Raw genomic sequence first — 20,587 nt, forward strand, 5'->3', positions numbered from 1 at the left:
TAAATATAACTAAATAAAATTTATATGTCAGAAAAATATCTTATTTTTGGTGCGACAGGTTCTGTGGGTTCCAGCTTAGCTGAACAATTGAAAAATTCAGGAAATGATATTCACCTAATAGCAAGAAATGAAAATGAAGTTAAAACTATTGCAGAAAAATTAGGCTGCACTTATACGGTTGCTGACGTTTTAGAAGAAGGATTTATAGAAAAAGTAAAATCAGACATTAGTGAAATTAAGGGTATCGCTTACTGTGTGGGATCTATTGATTTAAAACCATTAAGGATGGTTACAGAAGCAGATATGAATAAATGTATGAAACTAAACCTTTATTCAGCTATTGAAGCAATAAAAGGATTTCAAGAAAGTTTAAAAAAGAACAAAGGCTCAGTTGTTTTATTTTCAACTGTTGCTGCTCAAAGAGGTTTTACTAATCACACAATTATTGCTTCTGCTAAAGCTGCAGTTGAGGGGCTAACTGTTACACTAGCTGCTGAGTTTGCTCCACATATTAGAGTGAATTGTATTGCACCCAGTTTATCAAAATCTAAAATTGCAGAACCAATGTTAAAAAATCCTGCAATTGCAGAAGGAATTGCTAAAGCTCATCCTCTTAAAAGATTGGGTGAAGGAAAAGATTCTGCAGCGCTTGCAAAATTTTTAATTACTGAAGAGAGTTCTTGGATTACTGGACAGATAATAGCTGTTGATGGTGGTAGATCAAAACTTTCTTAAAGTGAAAAAATATTTTTTATTAGTAATTTTTTTTCTTTTATTTGCTTCAAAAAGCTATTCCAATAATTATACATTCACTAAAATTATAGAGTTAGATGAACCTTGGGGATCATCCTTTATTAACAATGATGAAATCATTATTACTGAAAAAAGTGGAAAAATTAAAATTGTTAATATTATTTCAAAAGAAGTTACAGAGATTAAACATAATCTTAATTTTTTAGAAGTCGGCCAAGGTGGGTTATTAGATATTATTCATCAAGATAATGCTCTGTGGATTTCTTATTCAGAAGATAGGGGAAATTTAAAAACAAGCACATCAATTGCAAAAGCACAATTAAACAAACAAGAATTAAATTTTAAAAATATTTTTCAAGCAAACCCTCCTATAGATTCTGGTTATCATTTTGGTTCAAGATTAGTGATTAAAGATAATTATATTTATGCATCAGCTGGTGAAAGAGGCCAAGGTATGATTGCCCAAGATCCCACAAAACATCCTGGTAGTATTATTAGAATTCATACTGATGGTCGTATTCCCAAAGATAACCCAAAGTTTACTGATAAACCAGATTGGTTGCCTGAAATCTATCAAATAGGTGTTCGTAATCCACAAGGTTTAACACTCTCTGATTATGATGGAAAAATATATTTAAGTAATCATGGAGCAAGAGGTGGTGATTGGTTTGGAGAGGCAAAAAAAGGAGAAAATTATGGATGGAAAATTTTAGGCTGGGGTGGAAAAAATTATTCTGGAATTCCTATTGGCCCAAAATGGAAGCCAGGTTTTACTAAAGCAATTCAATATTGGGTACCTTCCATAGCTACAAGTGCTATTACAATTTACAAAGGAAATGAGTTTAAAGAGTGGAATGGGCATGCGCTAGTTACTTCTTTAAAAGATCGATCTTTAAGAAAACTAATATTTAATGATCCAACTAATGTGAAAGAAAATGTTATATTTAAAGATAATGTTGGAAGAATAAGAGATATTCAAGTTCATCCGTCTAATGGTAAAATATTTTTCTTAAGTGAAAATGCTTTATGGTTAATGGAAAAAAAATAATTTTAATTAGATAATATATTTTTTAATGAATTTATCTCTCCAATTTTAAAGATTATAGCATCATCTTTTTTAAAACCATACTCCTCAGCACTAGCTTTAAATCTTACTGGTGGTTCCATAATAGGTTCCAGCGATAAAACAAAAGTTCCCCAGTGTGTTCCCATAACCTTTTTACTTCTTAAATCTTGTGCTACGTTTAAAGCTTCTTCTGGTGTTGTGTGATAAATCGATTTATCAAACATAGGCTTAAAGTCATAAGCTCCAATATTAATCATTGTTAAATCAATTGGACCATATTTTTCACCTAATTCTTTGTAAATATTTCCATAGCCAGTATCACAAGCAAATAAGATTTTTTTACCTTTATATTCAATTAAGAAATTGCCCCAGAGTGTTTTGTTCATATCTGTAAGGCTTCTCTTCGACCAATGGACAGCTGGGAGTAATGTTACTTTCAGATCATCATTAACCTGAATTTCCTCATACCAATCCATTTCATTTACATCTTTAAATTTATTTTTTGTAAAGTATTTTCCAAGATTTAGTGGGGCCAAAACTTTTGTATTCTTAAACGGATATTTTCTAATGGTGCCCATATCTTGATGATCATAATGATTATGTGTTAATAACAATAAATCTGTCTTTGGAATTTCATTTAAATTTAAGGCAGGCTCAGTAAATCTGTCTGGGCCAAAAATTAAAGGTCCCGCATTTTTTGAAAATACTGGGTCAGTTATAATTGTTGTATCTCCAAGTTTAATTAAGTAAGTAGCATGACCAATCCATGCAATATAATCTTCATTTTTATACTTTTCTAAATCAGATAAAACTTTTTCTTTATCAACAACGTGTTCTTTAGGGACCGTCATGTCTATTTTCTTTTTCAATTTAATGAATTGTGTGTAAGAAAACTTCGCTTGACTAGTTCTAACAGGTGATCCTTCTGGATTTCTAAAAGTTCCATCTGGTAAATGATGATAAGGTTTTTTTTCCATAGCAATTAGTGATGAGTTATATGCAATAATTATAAATATAAAAATTATAAATTTTGCCACCTATAATGATATTTTTATTTTTGAGATCTTTTAAAACACTCAATAGTATTTTTTAACAAGCAGGCAATAGTCATTGGCCCTACTCCACCTGGAACAGGTGTTAAAGCTCTTGCAACTTTTGAAACTTCTTCGAATGCAACGTCACCGACAATACCGTTTTCAGTTTTATTAATCCCAACATCTATTACAATTGCATCTTTTTTAACCCAGTCCGCTTTCACAAGCTCTGGAATGCCAACAGCAGCAACTATAATATCTGCCTCCAAGCATTCTGCTTTTAAATCTTTAGTCTTTGAATGAGTAATTGTTACTGTGCAATTTTCTTTTAAAAGTAACTGCGCCATTGGTTTACCGTTTAAATTTGATCTACCAATCATAACAGCTTTTTTTCCACTCAAATTTGGTTCAATTTTTTTAATCATTAAATAACATCCTAAAGGAGTACAAGGAACTGAACTTTCATAACCTGAAGAAAGATTTCCAACATTCATTGGGTGAAACCCATCAACATCTTTTCCTGGTAAAATAGTTTCAATAACTTTTTGCTTATCGATATGTTTTGGTAAAGGTAGTTGAACTAAAATTCCTGAAATACTTTCATCTTTATTTAATTCCTCAATTTTATCTAATACTGTTTTTTCTTCCACAGCTTCAGGGTATCTAATTACTTCAGATTTTAACCCTACTTCATTCGCAGCTTTCTCTTTCATACGAACATAAATTTGACTAGGGGCCATTTCTCCAATTAAAATAACTGTAAGCCCAGGAATTTTATTGTGTTTAGCTTTTAGCTCTACGACCTCTTGTCTTAATTCTTCTCTAAGTTCAGCTGCTATTTTTTTTCCATTTATTAAAATCATATGTTCCCCTAAAAAATCATTGGCGCGATGTACAGCTTCATACACATTTCTATAAACCAAATCAATAAAAGTAATATAACTGGTGAAATATCTATTGATCCTAAATTAGGTAAAAAACTTCTTATTTTATTAAGTGCAGGATTTGTTAATCGATAAGTCACCTCTAAAATAGAATAAACAAATCTATTTTGAGTATTTAAAACATTAAATGCGACAAGCCAGCTGATAACTACATTTGCAATTACCACATAAGAATAGAGCTTTAATATTTGAAGAACCAAATAAAAAATTGCTATCATTTTTTCTCGATATAAATTGACTGACTTGGGAATGCAAATGAAGCTTTGTTTCCTTCTACTATTTCTTTAATTGCAATCGCTAATCTTTCTTTAACTAAAAGAGAGTCGCTCCAACTGTTGCTGGCCGTAAAACATCTAACTAATAAATCTATTGAGCTATCAGAAAACTTTTCAATTCTTACCGCAACACCAACACTTTGGCTAAAGTCCTCGCTTTTATTAATATAGTTTTCTATTTCTTCTCTTACTTTTTTTAACTGTGCAACAGTGGTATCGTATTGAAGAGTAATGGACCATCTTATTCTCCAATTGGTTGTTTCACTAATATTAACTACTGAGTTTTCAGCAAATTGAAAGTTTGGAATTATTGCTAAAGATTTATCAAATTTTCTAATCACTGTTGATCTAAATCCAATTTTTTCAACAATACCTTCAATTGTTCCTTCAACTAAAATCCAATCTCCAATTTTAAATCTTTTTTCAACTAAAACTAAAATTCCTGATATTAAATTTTTAAATAAGTCTTGTGCACCTAAAGCAACTGCAACACCGAATAAACCCAGTCCAGCAATAATTGGTCCAATTTTTATTCCCCAAAGTTCAAGAACAGCCGCTAAGCCTAGAATAAAAATCAAAATTTTTAATGATTTAATAATCCAGCCAATTAACTCTCTAGTTAACATTTTATCTAAACCACTTAAAATATAAGAGATGGGTTCAACAATTTGATGTATCACCCAAAAAATAAAAATAGTTATTAAAGTTCTATTAATTGTATCAATAGCTACTTTACCATCTTCTCCAAAAGACATGTAATAACTTGCAATAAAAAAACCTAGAACAATGGGAAGAAATCTTGCTGGCCCAACCATTGCATGGACGAAAGTGTCATCTAGTTTATTGGTTGTTCTTTTAGAGATACTTTCTAATCTTTTAATAATTACTTTACTGATAATTCCTCTAAAAATTAAAAAAATAAAAAAAATCCCAATTCCAATTAATATTTGAAAAATATCAATACCGTGAATTCCCTTTGACCAAACTGAAAAAAATAAGTCACTAAAATTGTTAAAAATGTCCATAGCTAAATTTTATATAGCAAAAATTCCTCTTCTCCAGGGTTAAAAAGAAAAATTTTTTTCCACTTTATTTCATTAAGAATTGAAGAGGTTTTTTCTCCAATGCACATTAAATTAGTATTCATCCATAGGGTTTCTAACTGATAATTTTTAATTACTTTTAAAAAATTAATCGCACTATTTTGCGAATAAATGTAAGTAATTTCAGGCATTTTTAATTTTAATTTTTCGATAAAGCTTTCATCGTATTTTTCAATTGGGTTAGCTCTGTAATTAATTAATCGTTCTATCGTATACCCACTCGAAATAAGCTCTTTGTCCAAATCACTAGAGATTATCTCTCCACTTATATAAATTAGCTTTCCATCAGAAGGTTTAAAATTTTGCAAGATTAATTCCTTAAGATTACTAACATTTCCTTCAGCTGCAAAAACATTTTGAAAACCAACACTTCTGGCTTTTTTTTCAGTAGCACTTCCAACACAAAAGCATTTTAATTTTTTATCAATGTTCTTAATATCCAAAAATTTAACAGCATTAGCACTGGTAAAAATAATTGCTTTAAACTCCGAATAGTTTGGTGCTTCGTATTTTAAACCTTCAATATTAATTAAAGGTAAATGAGATATTTCATGACCCAATGATTGAAATTTTAATATCATTTCATGACAATCTTCTAGAGGTCTTGTAAATAAAATATGCATATTATTTTTTGTAAGAATTATTAGACATCTTTTTAAGAGTTTTTCCCATCTCTATGCCCAATTCTTCTGCTTTATCTACACTTTCAGATGATTTTAAATAAAATCTTTTACTGCCGTCTAGTGAAAAAAGCTCTACCTCAAGATTAATTTTGTTCCCCTCAATATTTGCAAATGCTCCTACTGCTGTTTCACAATCTCCTTCTAAAACTTTTAAGACGTTTCTTTCAGCTTTTATTGAACTATGTGTTGATTGATGATCAACTTGTTTTAATAATTCAATTAAACCTTCATCGTTATCTCTACACTGCAAGGCAATAACTCCTTGTCCTGCACAAGGTATAATTTCTGAAGTAGAAAAAGTTTGAGAGATATTTTGATTTAATCCTAAAGAATCGATTCCGGCATAAGATAAGATAATTGCATCATATAAGTTTTCATTAAGTTTTCTTATTCTTGTATCAACGTTTCCTCTAATTAATTTACAATAAAGATCCTCTCTTATTTTTTTAATCTGAAATTCTCTTCTATATGAGGATGTTCCAATAATTGAATTTGATGCTAAATCTTTTAGATGTTTATTGTCTTTGCTGATTAAAATTTCTCTTGGATCATTTCTTTCTAAAAAACAATCTGTTAATAATCCTTTAGTTTCTTCAGAAGGCATATCTTTTAATGCATGTACTGCTATATCTATTTTTTTTTCTAATAATTCAACCTCTATAGTTTTTGAGAAAAGTCCCTTACCCCCTACTTCCGATAATCTTTTGTCTTGAACTTGATCACCTTTAGTTACAATTTCTTTAATTATTACTTCTTCAATTCCAAAATCTTTTGAATGTTTGAGAATTTTTTCTCTGGCCTTTTCTGCATAGATTAGTGCTAATTTGCTTCCTCTAGAGCCTATAATAATTTTTCTATTTTTCATTTAATTGCTTTATACTTCATACTTATATTGAGAATGTATTATTAATAAAAACTAATTTAATGAATAAAAAACCCATAATTTTAGGAATTGAATCAAGCTGTGATGAAACAGCAGCCTCTATCATAACTGAAAATGAGCAAGGTATGCCAACAATTTTATCAAGTATTGTTTCAAGTCAGGTAGATGTTCATAAAGAGTTTGGTGGTGTTGTGCCAGAACTTGCCGCAAGATCGCATATGGAAAAAATAGATTTAATCACAAAAAAAGCATTTGATAAAAGTGGAGTAAAAATGGAAGATCTGGATGCAATAGCAGCAACTGCAGGACCTGGTCTTATGGTCTGTCTGTCTGTTGGTTTAAGTTTTGGAAAAGCAATGGCCTCCTCGCTAAACAAACCTTTTATAGCTGTTAATCATTTAGAAGGACATGCATTAAGCCCAAAACTAAATTCTGAATTAAATTATCCTTATTTATTACTTTTAATCTCTGGAGGTCACACTCAGTTTTTAAGTGTGCAAGGCTTAGGAAATTATAAAAGATTAGGGACAACTATTGATGATGCTGTAGGTGAAGCATTTGATAAAACGGCAAAATTATTAGGAATAGAATTTCCTGGTGGTCCCCAAATTGAAATATACGCAAAAAAAGGTGATCCCAATAAATATGAGCTACCAAAGCCAATTTTTCATAAAGGAGGATGTAATTTATCATTTGCAGGTTTAAAGACTGCTGTTTTAAAAATATCAAAACAAATAAAAACTGAACAAGAAAAATATGATCTTGCAGCATCTTTTCAAAAAACAATTGAAGAAATACTATATAAGAAAAGTAAAATTGCTTTTGAAGAATTCAAAAAAATGAACACAACAAATAAAAATAAATTTGTAGTTGCGGGTGGTGTTGCTGCAAACAAGAGAATTAGAGAAGTTCTAACTAATCTTTGCAAAGAAGAGGAATTTGAAGCAATATTTCCACCTATTAATTTGTGTGGAGATAATGCAGCAATGATTGCAATGGTTGGATTAGAAAAATTTAAGTTAAAACAGTTTAGTGAATTAGATAGTCCTGCAAAACCTAGGTGGCCTCTAGATGCAGATGCTGCTTTTTTGAAGGGTGCTGGAGTAAAATTGTAATGCAGTATTGGTTGATGAAATCAGAACCTGATGTTTGGTCAATTGATCAGCAAAAAAAAGCTGGTGCTAAAGGTGCTCCTTGGGATGGAGTAAGAAATTATCAAGCTGCAAAAAATTTAAGAGCAATGAAAAAAGGAGACCTTTGTTTTTTTTATCACTCAAATATAGGCAAAGAAATTGTTGGTATAGTTGAGGTTATTAAAGAAGCTTTTTTAGATAAAACTGACAAAGATGGACGATTTGTAGCTGTTCAAGTAAAGTTTAAAGAAAAATTAAAGAAAAGTGTAACTCTAGAAGAGGTTAAAAAAACCAAGTCTCTTAGCCATTTATCACTTATTAGACAAAGCAGATTATCTGTTATGCCCATAGACTCTAAAAGCTGGAAAATTTTAAATAAGATGAGTAGTATTTAAATAAAAAAAATTCATGCCTAAAAAAAAATCATTATCAAAAGTAAAAAAAAAAACTTCTAAAAAAACTAAGGCTAAAAAAAAAGTAAAGCCTTTTAAGAAAAAGGTTTTAAAAAAAATAGAAGAAAAAGAATTAATCATAAAAACTAAACCTGAGTGGATAAAAAGTGCTCTAGTAAATAAAGCGAAATATCAAAAAAAATACTCAGACTCGATTAAAAAAAATGATGACTTTTGGAAGAATGAGGGGAAAAGAATTACTTGGATTAAGCCATACAAGAAGATTAAAAATATAAAATACAGTAAAAAAGAGGTTAAAATTAAATGGTATGAGGATGGCACATTAAATGCTTCTGCCAATTGTATAGACCGTCACCTTAAAGATAAAAAAGATAAAACCGCTATTATTTGGGTGGGTGATGATCCAAAAGATACTAAAAAAATTTCGTACAAACAATTACATAATGAAGTTTCTAAAGCTGCAAATGGTTTAAGAAAACTAGGAATTAAAAAAGGTGATCGAGTTACGATTTATTTAACTATGATTCCAGAACTGGCAGTAACAATGCTTGCTTGTGCTAGAATTGGTGCGGTTCACTCTATTATTTTTGGTGGTTTTTCGGCAGACTCTATTTCTGGCAGAGTTAATGACTGTGAGTCAGAATACATAATAACTGCTGATGAAGGGGTTAGAGGTGGAAAAACTATTCCACTAAAACAAATTACAGATGAGGCTTTAAGAAGTTGTCCTAATGTCAAAAAATGTATTGTTGTAAAAAGAACTGGAAATAAAGTTAATTGGGTTAAAGGAAGAGATGTTTGGTTTGACGATTTAATTAAAGATATGTCAACTAAATGTGAGCCTGAGGAAATGAATGCAGAAGATCCTTTATTTATTCTCTACACATCTGGTTCTACTGGAAAACCAAAAGGAGTTTTACATACAACAGGTGGATATATGGTTTATGCATCTATGACCCATCAATATATTTTTAACTATAAACCAAAAGATGTTTATTGGTGTACAGCTGATATTGGTTGGGTAACGGGTCACAGTTATATTGTTTATGGACCACTTGCTAATGGTGCCACAACAATAATGTTTGAAGGAATTCCAACCTATCCAGACAGCTCAAGGTGGTGGCAAATTATTGATAAACATAAAGTTAATATTTTTTATACAGCGCCCACTGCTATTAGAGCTTTAATGAGAGAGGGTGATAAACCTGTTAAGAAAACCTCAAGAAAATCTTTGAAACTATTAGGTACTGTTGGTGAACCCATTAATCCTGAAGCTTGGATGTGGTATTATAGAACAGTTGGAAATTCTAAATGTCCAATTGTTGATACATGGTGGCAAACTGAGACAGGTGGAATTTTAATTAGCCCTCAAACAGGTGCTATAAATTTAAAACCAGGGTCGGCTACTAAACCATTCTATGGAATTAAACCTTCAATAGTCGATAAGGACGGAAAAGAAATTAAAGGAGCTGGTGAGGGAAGACTGTGCATTTCTCAATCTTGGCCTGGACAAATGAGAACTGTGTACGGTGATCATCAAAGATTTATTGATACTTATTTCTCTCAGTTCGATGGAAAATACTTTACTGGGGATGGGGCTAGAAGAGACAAGGATGGCTACTACTGGATAACTGGTCGTGTAGATGATGTAATTATTGTCTCTGGTCATAACCTTGGAACTGCTGAAATTGAGAGTGCATTTGTTGCTCATCCAAAGGTTGCCGAAGCTGCTGTAGTTGGATACCCACATGACATTAAAGGTAATGGCTTATACTGCTATGTCACTTTAAATGTTGGGGAGATAGCTGACCTAGATCTTGAGAGAGATTTAAAACTTTGGGTAAGAAAACAAATCGGTGCACTAGCGACACCTGACATTATTCATTTCTCACCTGGTCTTCCAAAAACAAGGTCTGGAAAAATTATGAGAAGAATTTTAAGAAAAATTGCAGCTAATGAACATGACCAATTAGGGGATACAACAACTTTAGCAGACCCAAGTGTTGTGCAAAGTTTGGTGGATAATAGAAAAAATATTTAAAATTCTATTAATTTCTCAAATTCTTTTTTAATAATATCCCATTTCAATATCATAGAATTCAATACGATTTTTCGATCTAAAGTTTTAAGCTCTTCAGCTATTGGTGCCCATTTGTATAATGACAAAGCACTAGGATTAAAGGGTAAATCTTTATAATAAATTTCCCAGTTTATATTTTGAAGTCTTTCATTAAAAGTTTTTTTTGCTTCCTCAATAATATCAAGTGGCATCTTATTAGAAATCTCATCATCTAAAATTTTAGAAAAAATCTCTTTAGACTGGTCAACGTTTTGAAAATTAAAGTTAACTTTTAAATAAGAAAACGTAAATAACATCAAATCTTGTAAGGCTACAGAATAAATATTCCATTTGGCAATATTAAGGGAAGACATGAACACATCATTATCAAAGTGAAGAACATACCTTGTTCCCATCCTGGTTTTTAAATAACTATATAAAGTTACTTGTGTTACCCAAGCAGATTTTGTTTGAATAAAGTGTTCAAGCTCATCTAAATTCTTAATTTTTTTCTTTGGAATAAAAGCCCTAAACATGGCAAACAAATAAACTTTAAAATCATCAAACGATATGTCTTTCCAGGAGAGTTTATATTTTTGCATAAAAATTCATATATGCTCATTATACCTTAAAAAGGTAGGTAAATAAGCACCTAATATGAACAATTTTAAGTCTTTTAAAAACTTACAGAATGGTTATGGTTTAGGGTAGTTATAACTAAAAATAGAGAGGTATAAATGTCAAACGCAACAAAACACTGGGAAAAGACTAGATCATTGTTATTCGTAACACTGGCTATTTGGTTTGTTTTCTCAATCGGCATCTTCCTTTTTGCAGCTGAAATGAATGAGGTTACAGGACCTTTCGGTTATCCATGGACATACTGGTTTACATGTCAAGGATCTCTTGGAATTTTTGTAATTTTATGTTTCTGGTTTGCTAATAGGCAAGAGAAAATCGATGAAGAATTCGGCTTCAACGAAAAAGGAGATCAATAATGATTAAAGGTAAATTTATAGACAATTTGCCAAAAGTTTACGGAATCTATACAGGAGGTTTTATAGGTTTCATAATCTTAATGGCAATTGGTGAGCAGATGGGTATGACTGCTAAAGCAATAGGTGTTGCTTTTGTAGCCTTTACAATATTCATCTATGCACTGATCGGTTATCTATCAAGAACAGCTCAAGCAGACGCATATTACGTGGCTGGAAGACAAGTGCCCACTGTATTCAATGGAATGGCGACGGCGGCAGACTGGATGTCTGGTGCTTCATTCGTTGCAATGGCAGGTGGTATTTACTTCAAAGGCTATGGATATATGGCTCTACTTGTCGGTTGGACTGGTGGTTACATATTAGTTGCAACTTTATTAGCACCATACTTAAGAAAATTTGGATGTTACACAGTTCCAGATTTTGTGGGTACAAGATACGGTGGTAACTTAGCAAGGTTCTGTGCTGTAGTAGTTTTGACTGTTGCTTCATTCACTTATGTGACTGCTCAGATTAATGCTACGGGTACTATTGCATCTGTTGCTCTAGATATCGACTTTAAATATGCTGTATATATTGGACTAATAAGTATTTTACTTTGTTCAATGTTAGGGGGTATGAGAGCGGTAACTTGGACACAGGTTGCACAATATATCGTGCTAATTATAGCTTACATGCTTCCAATTTTTTGGATCAGTAACAAAATGGGTGCGGGTTTCTTCCCTCACTTTATGTTAGCTGACGAGGTAGCTAGAATTGGTGAGTTAGAACAACAGTTTGGGTTTATTAAAAACTCTGCTGCTGATCTAGCAACGGTACCTAAAGGGTTAGCTGGAATAACTAAAGCACACTCTGCAGTAAATGCAACGCCTTGGGCGTTTATTTCATTAGCATTGGCGATGATGATGGGAACAGCATCATTACCACACGTGATGATGAGATACTTTACTACTCCAAGCGTTAAAGCAGCTAGAAAATCAGTTGGTTGGTCATTATTCTTTATCTTCCTTCTGTATTCTTCTGCGCCAATGTTAGCAACGCTATCAAAACTATCATTGATTGATCCGACATTACCAACTGGTATTATTGGTAAATCATTTGCTGAAGTTCAATCTTTAGATTGGTTCCAAAACTGGAATAGTGCAAACTTGATGTTTATCAGCGACTTTAACGGCAATGGAACTCTTGAACTTAATGAGTTTTTCATGGGCGGTAAAGCTGTTGTGTTAGCAACTCCAGAAATAGCTGGATTACCATATGTAATCTCAGGACTGGTTGCTGCTGGAGGTATGGCTGCTGCCATGTCAACAGCTGATGGTTTGATTCTAGCAATTGCTAATGCGATCTCTCATGATGTTTATTACAAAATGATTGATCCAAAAGCGGAAACTGCAAAAAGACTACTTGTTGCAAGGGTATTACTTGTAGTAATTGGTTTTGCTGGAGCAACTATTGCTGCAATGGAGATCCAAGGTATTTTAGGTTCAGTTATCTGGGCTTTTGACTTTGCGATGTCTGGTTTGTTCTTCCCACTTGTACTAGGTGTATGGTGGAAGAGAGCTAACAAAGAAGGTGCAGTTGCTGGTATGGTTTTAGGTCTTGGTTCTGCTATTTGGTACCTTGTATGGGTAAGAAATGGTGGAAGTGGGTTCTTAGGACTTACTCAGTTAACATTTGGTATCTTCGGAGCAGCTGTTAGTTGTGTATCAATGGTGGTAGTAAGTTTAATGACTTCTGCACCTGATGCTTCAATCCAAAAAATGGTTGATGAAGTTCGTATACCAAGTGGTAAAACTGTCACTGGTAAATAGAGCTTAAATCTTGATTCTAGGGGCGATTAATTTCGCCCCTTTTAATTCAATAAGTTTTCAAATATAAATTTCTAAATGTCTGCCAACTTTCATCCTCTAGTTTATTTTATAGATTATCTACTTGGAGTTATCATGTGGACTTTAATAGGAAGAGTTGCGATGAATATTTTTCAAAAAGAAGATTCTGAATTTTTTTTTATGAAGATATTTGTAAAATATACCAATCCATTAATAAAAATTTTTAAGCCAATAACCCCTTCTTTCATCATAGGACCTCTGATTCCATTATATGTTGCTTGGTTTTTTTATATGATTAGATTTTACTTTATGCCATGGGTCTTAGGTTATTCTGTAATGGGAATGTTATCATTTCCTCTAGAAAGTGAAATTTCTAAACAAATTTATCAATTATTTAATTCAATTAAATTTTAAAAATTGATACTAGTAGAGCTGGCAATCAATGAAAAAAATACAAATATCCCCTTCAATTTTATCTGCTGACTTTAGTCAATTAGGAAATGAAATAAAAAGACTTGAAGAAGGTGGTGCAGATATGATCCATGTGGATGTGATGGATGGTCATTTTGTTCCTAATTTAACCATGGGTCCACCTATCATAAAATCATTAAGAAAATTCACAAAACTACCATTTGATGTTCATTTAATGATTTCACCCGTGCATAAGTATATTAAAGATTATGCAGATGCAGGTGCAGATATTATTACTATACACCCAGAAGCAACTGAAAATTTAGCAGTCTCTATTGACCATATTAAAAGTTTAGGAAAAAAAGTAGGGGTTTCTTTAAATCCAGAAAGTAAAATTAATTTAATAACTGACTTATTAAATGAGATAGATTTAGTTCTAATTATGAGTGTAAACCCTGGATTTGGAGGACAAAAGTTTATGCCAGAAGTTTTAGAAAAAATTAAAGAATTAAAAAAAATAAGAGATCAAAAGAATATAGATTTTGATATCGAGATTGATGGTGGGATTAATTTTGACAATAATAAACTAGCAATAGAAGCTGGAGCAAATATTTTAGTTTCTGGTACAACTATATTTAAAAATAACAATGGAGATATAAAAAAAAATATAGACCTTTTAAAATCAAGTTAGAATAATGATTTTAAACAATTCATTTAGACTTATTAAAAAAAAAATTCGTCACTTTTATTTAAACTCCTATCTATATAATAAAAAAATTACACCCTCTTCTATTGAGTTACTCGAATATCAGCCAAGCCCTAGCTTGTTAGATGGCCTTATAAAATATGATAAAAAAAAGATTAACATAGAAAATTATTCGTTAAATGAAATTTGGGATAATCCAAATTTAAAAGAAAAAGACCAACAAAATTTAAACAGTTTTTTTTGGCTATTTAGCCTAGATCTTAGATCTTCAAAAAAAGATACTCAAAATGTCATTAATCAATGGATTAATACAAATGACAGGTACAACTCTAAAAATTGGAAAATTGATATAATTGGAAAAAGAATAATAGCTTGGATTTCAAATTCTAGACTTACCTATGAAGATGGTAATATAGATTATAAAGACAAGTTTAACGGCACTATAAAGAAGCAGATCAATCACCTTATTAATGAAATTGAAGTCTCTGAATTAATCGATAATAAAATTATAGGCTGTGCAGCTATCATTTTAACTGGTCTATCGTACCCTCAAAATAATAATTATTTAAATATTGGGTTAAGTTTAGTAAAAAAATTAGCCAAATATTCATTGGATAATGATGGCTTTCCAAAATCAAGGAATATTAGACAGTTAAGTTTTTACTTAAAATATTTTATATTAATTAGGGAATGGTTCAAAGAATCTCAAAATGAAATACCAGATTTTATAAATGAAAATATATATTATTTAGGTCAGGCTTACACTTTTATTTGGCAAAACAATAAAATAGATTTTCTCTTTAATGGTAATCATAAAACAAATAACCATAATTTTGACCTTTATTTAAAAAGACTTGGATATAATTTTAAAAATCAAAATAATGAGCTGGGTGGCTATGTTGTCCTTAATAATAAAAAAAATTCTTTAATAATGGATATTGGATCGAGCCCAAATAAAAAATTATCTTCAGATTATCAAGCTGGTGCTTTATCTTTTGAGATTATATCAAATAATAAAAAATTAATTAGTAATTGTGGTTATTTTCAAAAAATTGATCATCAATTAAATGAGATATCTAAGTCAAGCGCAGTCCATAGCACACTAATTTTAGATGATAAATCCTCTTGTAATTTTAACAAAGTAAGAGGTAAAAAATCTAAAATTAATCAAGAATTAAGAATATTAAAAAAAAAAGTAGTATTTGAAAAAAATTATTGGAAAATTAATGCTTCTCATGATGGCTATTCAAAACCACTTGGTATTGTTCATGATCGAGAAATAGAATTTTACCCAGAACAATTAAAATTCATTGGCCATGATAAAATTATTTCTAACAAGGGTATTAAAAACTTAAAATTTGATATTAGATTTCATTTGGAGCCAAATATTCGATTAATGAAAACTCAAGATGAAAAATCAATACTTATTGATCTTGATGGAGAAGGTTGGAAATTTAGCTCAGAAAATTCTAAGATAAATATTGAAGAAGGGTTATATTTTGGAGAAAAAAATTCTTTTACAAATAATCAAAATATATTTATTTCAGGAATGACTAATGAAGAAAATCAAACTATAAGATGGGAAATCACAAAATTATAATGAAAAAAATAAAAAAAGCTCTTATTTCAGTATCTGATAAAAAAGATTTAGGCAGTCTTTTAAGAGTTTTAGCGAAATACAAAATTGAATTAATTAGCTCTGGAGGCACCTTTAAAGAAATAAAGAAACTTAAATTTAAATGCCAAGAAGTTTCAGAGTATACTGGTTCACCAGAAATTCTTGGTGGAAGAGTTAAAACGCTACACCCAAAAATTCATGCTGGTATATTAAGTAAAAGAAACGACAAATCTCACACTAAAGAACTAAAAGCTAATCAATATGATGAAATTGACCTTGTTATTGTTAACTTTTATCCTTTTGAAAAAACTTTAGATCAAACAACCAATCATTCAAAAATAATAGAGAATATTGATGTTGGAGGTCCCACTATGGTTAGGGCAGCTGCCAAAAACTATAACGATGTTACTGTTATTACATCCTCAGATCAATATGAAACCTTAATTAATGAATTAGAAAATAATAAGGGATCAACATCTATTGAATTTAGAGAAAAGATGTCTTTAGAGGCCTTTTCTGAAACAGCTTATTATGATGCTGTAATTTCTAACTATTTTAATAAAATTAAAAAAAACAATTTTCCCAAAAAAAAAATTATTTATGGAAATTTAATTGAAAAATTAAGTTATGGTGAAAATCCACATCAAGAAGCTGCAATTTATTCTAAAACTCAAAATCTTAATATTAAACAAATTCATGGTAAGCAGTTAAGTTATAATAATTATAATGATATTTTTTCTGCATTAACAATATCAAAATCTTTACCAAAAAACTCCGGAACCGTTATAGTTAAACACGCTAATCCTTGTGGTGTTTCGATTAATAAAAATAGTTTAAAAAGTTATAAATTGGCTCTTGCTTCTGATCCAGTTAGCGCTTTTGGTGGAATAGTTTCTTGTAATTTCAAAATGAATAAAATTCTAGCATTAGAACTTAATAAAATTTTCTTAGAGGTTATTATTGCTAATGGTTTTCAAACTGATGCTTTAAAAATTTTAAAAAAGAAAAAAAATATAAGAATTATTGATGCATCAGAATTTATGATGAAAGATTTAATAAGATTTGGCTCTGTGAATGAATCTATTTTAACACAATCTGAGGATTTAAAAGTTTTTGAACCTAAAGATTTCAAAGTTGTTTCAAAACTAAAACCAAATAAATCTCAGTTAAAAAATTTAATTTTTGCATTTAATGTTTGTAGATATGTAAAATCAAATGCAATTGTTCTTGCAAGCCAAGAAACAACCATTGGTATTGGTTCAGGACAACCTAGTAGACTTGATAGCTGTCAAATTGCTATAGATAAAATGAATAAATTTCAAAACTTAAAAGAAGATGTTGTAGCAGCTTCTGACGCATTTTTTCCATTTGTTGATGGTATTGAAAAATTAGTACAATCAGGAGTTTCAGCTGTAATACAGCCTTCTGGATCAATTAGAGATAAGGAGATAATAAAATTTGCAAACCAAACTGGTACTATTTTAGTTTTCTCTAAAACAAGACATTTTAGACATTAAAAATTTGATCAATTTTTGCTGCTAAAATAAAATCATTTTCTGACAGTCCTTCAATAGCGTGAGTAGTAATTACAATTTTAGCATATCCCCAACCAAACGAAATATCTGGATGATGATTTTCATTTTCCGATATTTCACTAACTTTATTTATAAAATTTTGACTATTAACAAAATTCTTAAAAGTAAAATTTTTCTCTAAAAAATATATTTCTTTTGTATTTTTTTTAACATCCCAACCATCAACTTTTTTTTGATATTTATGAATTTCACTAATATCAAAAGGTAAAATTCCACCCTCACATGGTACACATTTCTTATTAAGTAAATCACTCATTGATTAATTTATATAAAATTAAATATATATAGGATATTAAAAAATGAAATCCATTTAAGAAAATTGATAAATAATACAAAAAATTTAATATACTCATTAAAATGAATTTTTTAGAGGCCCAAAAATTTATAAAACAAAAAGAGTATGGAAAAGCTTTAGATGTTTTTTTAAAATTACAAAAAAATGGAATAAAAAATAACACTATTTATTTTTATTTAGGGTTAATATATTCAGAATTAAATGATTTTAATAAAAGTATATTAAATTACACGGAATATCTAAAATTTGATCCGGACTCAAAAAGTGCTTTATTTAATCTTGCTATTGCAAAACAAAGTATTGGCAAAATAGACTCTGCTAAAGATATTTATTTAAAATTAATCACTTTAGAAAAAAATAATATTAGACCATATTTTTCTCTTTTAATGCTTGATATTAATTTTTTAACAAATGAACATTATCAATATATTAATAAAATAAAAAAAAATGACCAAATTAGTCTTTATGAAAAAAGTTTGGTATATTTTATTTTAGCCAAGATAGCACAGAAAAATAAAAATTATAAAAATGAGATTAAAAATCTAAAAAATTTTAATATAAATAGTTTTAATTCTAATTTTACTTACAATAAATCTTCACAGTTTTATTATAATGAAATTATAAATAAATTTTACAATAAAATTCAATTTACAAATATTCAAAATACTCCAAAAAATAATACTCCAATATTTATAATTGGACTTCCTAGATCTGGTTCAACATTAATAGAATCACTATTAACTTCAAGTGATCAAACAGTAAAAACTTGTGCAGAGAGTCATGTTATTAATATGTCGATACTTGAACAAGTTGGTCCTAAAATTTTCTCAAAAAATTTTGATCCTAATAAATTTATATTTGAAATTAACCAAGCGAAATTAGAAAATTCTATTTTGAAAAGATACAATAATTTCAACGTTATAAACACAAATTTAAATTTTACATTTATTGACAAATCTCTTGAAAATTTTTTTAATATTGAGATAATTTTGAAAATTTTTCCTAACGCTAAGTTTCTACACACATTTAGAGACTCAATAGACTCGGTTATTTCAATATATCAATCTATGCTTCCTGAATTATCATGGACACATAAAATGGAAGATATATTAGATTACATAAATAACTATAAAAAAATAATAAATTATTTCAAAATAAAATATCCAAATATAATTTTAGATATAGATTTAAAAAAGTTTACTAATGAAGCTGAAGAAAATGGAAAAAGAATCTATGAATTTTGTAATTTAAAATGGAATAAAAAATATTTAGAATTTTATAAAAGAAAAGATTTATATAGTAAAACGATTAGTTTTAATCAGATTAGAAAAAAGATATCTATCTACGATATTAAAAAATATAGGCCCTATGTAGATTTACTAGATTCGTATAAAAATAAATATGAATGGTTAAAAGATACCTAATTTTATTTTATAAGATCTTTTTTTCTAAATGTTAATTGTGGTTCCAAGATACTATTAATAAAGCTTGATCTCACATCTCCAGAATAAATATTTTTGTAACTAAAATCGCCAATTAAATTAGCATAACTTATCCAATTTTTAATAATCAAAATATCAGATAAATTTATCCCTTTTAGAGATTTATGAATTTTTTTTTTATCTAGTTCATTTCTTATAGGAATCTTATTATCAATCATTAATTCTTTATTTTTCCAATTTTTATCATATTCCATTTGTTGCTTTTGGTTGACATTTATCTTTTCAAAATCTGGATATGATTCATAAAATTCTGAGCAGCCATGTTTTATTATAATCTGAATTCCCTCAAATTTATTCTTATTAGTAATTTCAGAAATTTTATCAAAAATTTTCTTCGCTTCATCTATTCCATCGCAATAAATATAACCCTTATAATTTCCTGGAATATTAAATCTAGTTTCTATTATGCACTTCCTTATATTGTTTTTTTCTAAATAAAGATTATCAAAAATAAAGAATAGTCTAATTAAATCCACTACATTTCTTAAAATTATTTGAATTTTATAACAGGCAAAACAATATTCAGGTATAATGTTAAATTCATTAAATACCTTAAAATGTCTTTTACAGTTTAAATCAATTGAATTTTTTCTATATATTTGTGTTTCATTATAGTTAAATTCTTTTTCATAAGTTTTAATTATATTATCACTAATTTTTAAAAGATTTTTTATATTTTCCAATTTGATAGAGTCATTATTGGTAATTTTATTATTAATATTTTTAATTTTATTATTTATTTTTATTAAAGAATGTTCATTTGCACTTTCTATTTTGACAACTAGAAATAAATTAATTAAATTTTTTTTTGCACTATAATTTTTTTCGTTCAAAATTAAAGCTTGTGAAAAATATTTTGCTGCAACTTCATAACAACCTAGTTCATTATAGGAGCTGCCTATATTGCTATATACTAAATCAAAATTAGGATTTTCTATAATTGCTTTTTTAAATGTCTTGATTGATTCATTAATTTTTCCAAGGTTAAATAAAGCTACACCAATATTATTATATATTCTAAATTTTTTATCTTCAAAAAGTAATATTTTATTATAATAATGAATTGAACTCTCCCAGTTTTTTTTTTTAAAATAAATTGATGCAAAAAGTTTATATATTAAATGTTTGTTTGAGTTTGTTATGATTATCTTTTTTAATTTAGTTAAACCATCATCCAAATATCCATCTTTTAATTTTTGAATAATTATATCGATTTCAATTGCGTTTTTAATCATATTAATAATATTATATTATTAATATTAATATGCACTTTTAATGAAACTAGATTGT

Annotated in this window: 21 protein-coding genes; 12 read left to right on the forward strand and 9 right to left on the reverse strand. The window is 29.1% G+C overall.

Annotated features, from left to right (window positions below):
• Positions 1–24: 24 nt before the first annotated feature.
• A complete protein-coding gene (locus AC5SLW_RS06350) occupies positions 25–735 on the forward strand; it encodes an SDR family NAD(P)-dependent oxidoreductase (RefSeq protein WP_011281617.1) in 711 nt (236 codons plus the stop codon).
• Positions 710–1,801 carry a PQQ-dependent sugar dehydrogenase gene (locus AC5SLW_RS06355; protein WP_494575011.1) on the forward strand — a complete coding sequence of 364 codons (1,092 nt, stop codon included), beginning with the start codon at positions 710–712 and terminating at the stop codon, positions 1,799–1,801. The genes AC5SLW_RS06350 and AC5SLW_RS06355 overlap by 26 nt, the downstream gene beginning before the upstream one ends.
• A 2-nt stretch (positions 1,802–1,803) precedes the next feature.
• Here AC5SLW_RS06355 and AC5SLW_RS06360 read toward each other — a convergent pair whose 3' ends face one another.
• From AC5SLW_RS06360 to hemC, 6 genes are all read right to left on the reverse strand, one after another.
• The gene (locus tag AC5SLW_RS06360) at positions 1,804–2,796 is read right to left on the reverse strand and encodes an MBL fold metallo-hydrolase (RefSeq protein WP_271616709.1); all 993 of its coding nucleotides are present in this window, start codon (positions 2,794–2,796) and stop codon (positions 1,804–1,806) included.
• A gap of 74 nt (positions 2,797–2,870) precedes the next feature.
• Positions 2,871–3,716, reverse strand: coding sequence for a bifunctional 5,10-methylenetetrahydrofolate dehydrogenase/5,10-methenyltetrahydrofolate cyclohydrolase (locus AC5SLW_RS06365; protein WP_494575013.1), 846 nt, complete (start codon positions 3,714–3,716; stop codon positions 2,871–2,873).
• A gap of 8 nt (positions 3,717–3,724) precedes the next feature.
• Positions 3,725–4,015: a YggT family protein gene (locus tag AC5SLW_RS06370; RefSeq protein WP_006997601.1), complete on the reverse strand. Its 291-nt coding sequence runs from the start codon at positions 4,013–4,015 to the stop codon at positions 3,725–3,727.
• On the reverse strand, positions 4,012–5,097 hold the full coding sequence (locus AC5SLW_RS06375; protein WP_006997600.1) for a mechanosensitive ion channel family protein: 1,086 nt from the start codon (positions 5,095–5,097) through the stop codon (positions 4,012–4,014). The genes AC5SLW_RS06370 and AC5SLW_RS06375 overlap by 4 nt, the downstream gene beginning before the upstream one ends.
• A 2-nt stretch (positions 5,098–5,099) precedes the next feature.
• Positions 5,100–5,798 (reverse strand): uroporphyrinogen-III synthase, encoded by a 699-nt coding sequence (locus AC5SLW_RS06380; RefSeq protein ID WP_006997599.1) that lies wholly within the window; start codon positions 5,796–5,798, stop codon positions 5,100–5,102.
• Position 5,799: 1 nt separating this feature from the next.
• Positions 5,800–6,723: a hydroxymethylbilane synthase gene (hemC, locus tag AC5SLW_RS06385; RefSeq protein ID WP_494575015.1), complete on the reverse strand. Its 924-nt coding sequence runs from the start codon at positions 6,721–6,723 to the stop codon at positions 5,800–5,802.
• Between the two features lie 59 nt (positions 6,724–6,782).
• Between hemC and tsaD the strand changes: the two genes are divergently transcribed.
• The 3 genes from tsaD to acs are packed head-to-tail and all read left to right on the forward strand — an operon-like array spanning position 6,783 to position 10,328.
• Positions 6,783–7,856, forward strand: coding sequence for a tRNA (adenosine(37)-N6)-threonylcarbamoyltransferase complex transferase subunit TsaD (gene tsaD / locus AC5SLW_RS06390; protein WP_018413662.1), 1,074 nt, complete (start codon positions 6,783–6,785; stop codon positions 7,854–7,856).
• Positions 7,856–8,269 carry an EVE domain-containing protein gene (locus tag AC5SLW_RS06395; protein WP_018413663.1) on the forward strand — a complete coding sequence of 138 codons (414 nt, stop codon included), beginning with the start codon at positions 7,856–7,858 and terminating at the stop codon, positions 8,267–8,269. The genes tsaD and AC5SLW_RS06395 overlap by 1 nt, the downstream gene beginning before the upstream one ends.
• 13 nt (positions 8,270–8,282) lie before the next feature.
• Positions 8,283–10,328 (forward strand): acetate--CoA ligase, encoded by a 2,046-nt coding sequence (acs, locus tag AC5SLW_RS06400; RefSeq protein ID WP_494575017.1) that lies wholly within the window; start codon positions 8,283–8,285, stop codon positions 10,326–10,328.
• Here acs and AC5SLW_RS06405 read toward each other — a convergent pair.
• Positions 10,325–10,948, reverse strand: a complete 624-nt coding sequence (locus tag AC5SLW_RS06405) for a hypothetical protein (protein ID WP_018413665.1) — start codon at positions 10,946–10,948, stop codon at positions 10,325–10,327. The genes acs and AC5SLW_RS06405 overlap by 4 nt on opposite strands.
• Positions 10,949–11,083: 135 nt before the next feature.
• On the opposite strand from AC5SLW_RS06405, the gene AC5SLW_RS06410 reads away from it, so the two are divergent.
• From AC5SLW_RS06410 to purH, 6 genes are all read left to right on the forward strand, one after another.
• Positions 11,084–11,344 (forward strand): DUF4212 domain-containing protein, encoded by a 261-nt coding sequence (locus tag AC5SLW_RS06410; RefSeq protein ID WP_018413666.1) that lies wholly within the window; start codon positions 11,084–11,086, stop codon positions 11,342–11,344.
• Positions 11,344–13,152 (forward strand): sodium:solute symporter family protein, encoded by a 1,809-nt coding sequence (locus tag AC5SLW_RS06415; RefSeq protein WP_018413667.1) that lies wholly within the window; start codon positions 11,344–11,346, stop codon positions 13,150–13,152. The genes AC5SLW_RS06410 and AC5SLW_RS06415 overlap by 1 nt, the downstream gene beginning before the upstream one ends.
• A gap of 75 nt (positions 13,153–13,227) precedes the next feature.
• Complete coding sequence (locus tag AC5SLW_RS06420) at positions 13,228–13,584, forward strand: hypothetical protein (protein WP_018413668.1); 357 nt, start codon at positions 13,228–13,230, stop codon at positions 13,582–13,584.
• Between the two features lie 28 nt (positions 13,585–13,612).
• The gene (gene rpe / locus AC5SLW_RS06425; protein ID WP_018413669.1) at positions 13,613–14,272 is read left to right on the forward strand and encodes a ribulose-phosphate 3-epimerase; all 660 of its coding nucleotides are present in this window, start codon (positions 13,613–13,615) and stop codon (positions 14,270–14,272) included.
• Between the two features lie 4 nt (positions 14,273–14,276).
• Positions 14,277–15,887 (forward strand): heparinase II/III family protein, encoded by a 1,611-nt coding sequence (locus tag AC5SLW_RS06430; protein WP_494575019.1) that lies wholly within the window; start codon positions 14,277–14,279, stop codon positions 15,885–15,887.
• Complete coding sequence (gene purH / locus AC5SLW_RS06435; protein WP_494575021.1) at positions 15,866–17,422, forward strand: bifunctional phosphoribosylaminoimidazolecarboxamide formyltransferase/IMP cyclohydrolase; 1,557 nt, start codon at positions 15,866–15,868, stop codon at positions 17,420–17,422. The genes AC5SLW_RS06430 and purH overlap by 22 nt, the downstream gene beginning before the upstream one ends.
• On the opposite strand, the gene AC5SLW_RS06440 is transcribed toward purH, so the two are convergent.
• On the reverse strand, positions 17,412–17,756 hold the full coding sequence (locus tag AC5SLW_RS06440; protein ID WP_494574014.1) for a 4a-hydroxytetrahydrobiopterin dehydratase: 345 nt from the start codon (positions 17,754–17,756) through the stop codon (positions 17,412–17,414). The genes purH and AC5SLW_RS06440 overlap by 11 nt on opposite strands.
• A 101-nt stretch (positions 17,757–17,857) precedes the next feature.
• Here AC5SLW_RS06440 and AC5SLW_RS06445 point away from each other — a divergent pair, with 101 nt between their 5' ends.
• Positions 17,858–19,219 (forward strand): tetratricopeptide repeat-containing sulfotransferase family protein, encoded by a 1,362-nt coding sequence (locus AC5SLW_RS06445; protein WP_494575023.1) that lies wholly within the window; start codon positions 17,858–17,860, stop codon positions 19,217–19,219.
• 2 nt (positions 19,220–19,221) lie between these two features.
• On the opposite strand, the gene AC5SLW_RS06450 is transcribed toward AC5SLW_RS06445, so the two are convergent.
• Positions 19,222–20,532, reverse strand: a complete 1,311-nt coding sequence (locus tag AC5SLW_RS06450; protein WP_494575025.1) for a tetratricopeptide repeat protein — start codon at positions 20,530–20,532, stop codon at positions 19,222–19,224.
• Positions 20,533–20,587 lie beyond the last annotated feature (55 nt).

The organism is Candidatus Pelagibacter sp. PS_40, assembly GCF_059417765.1.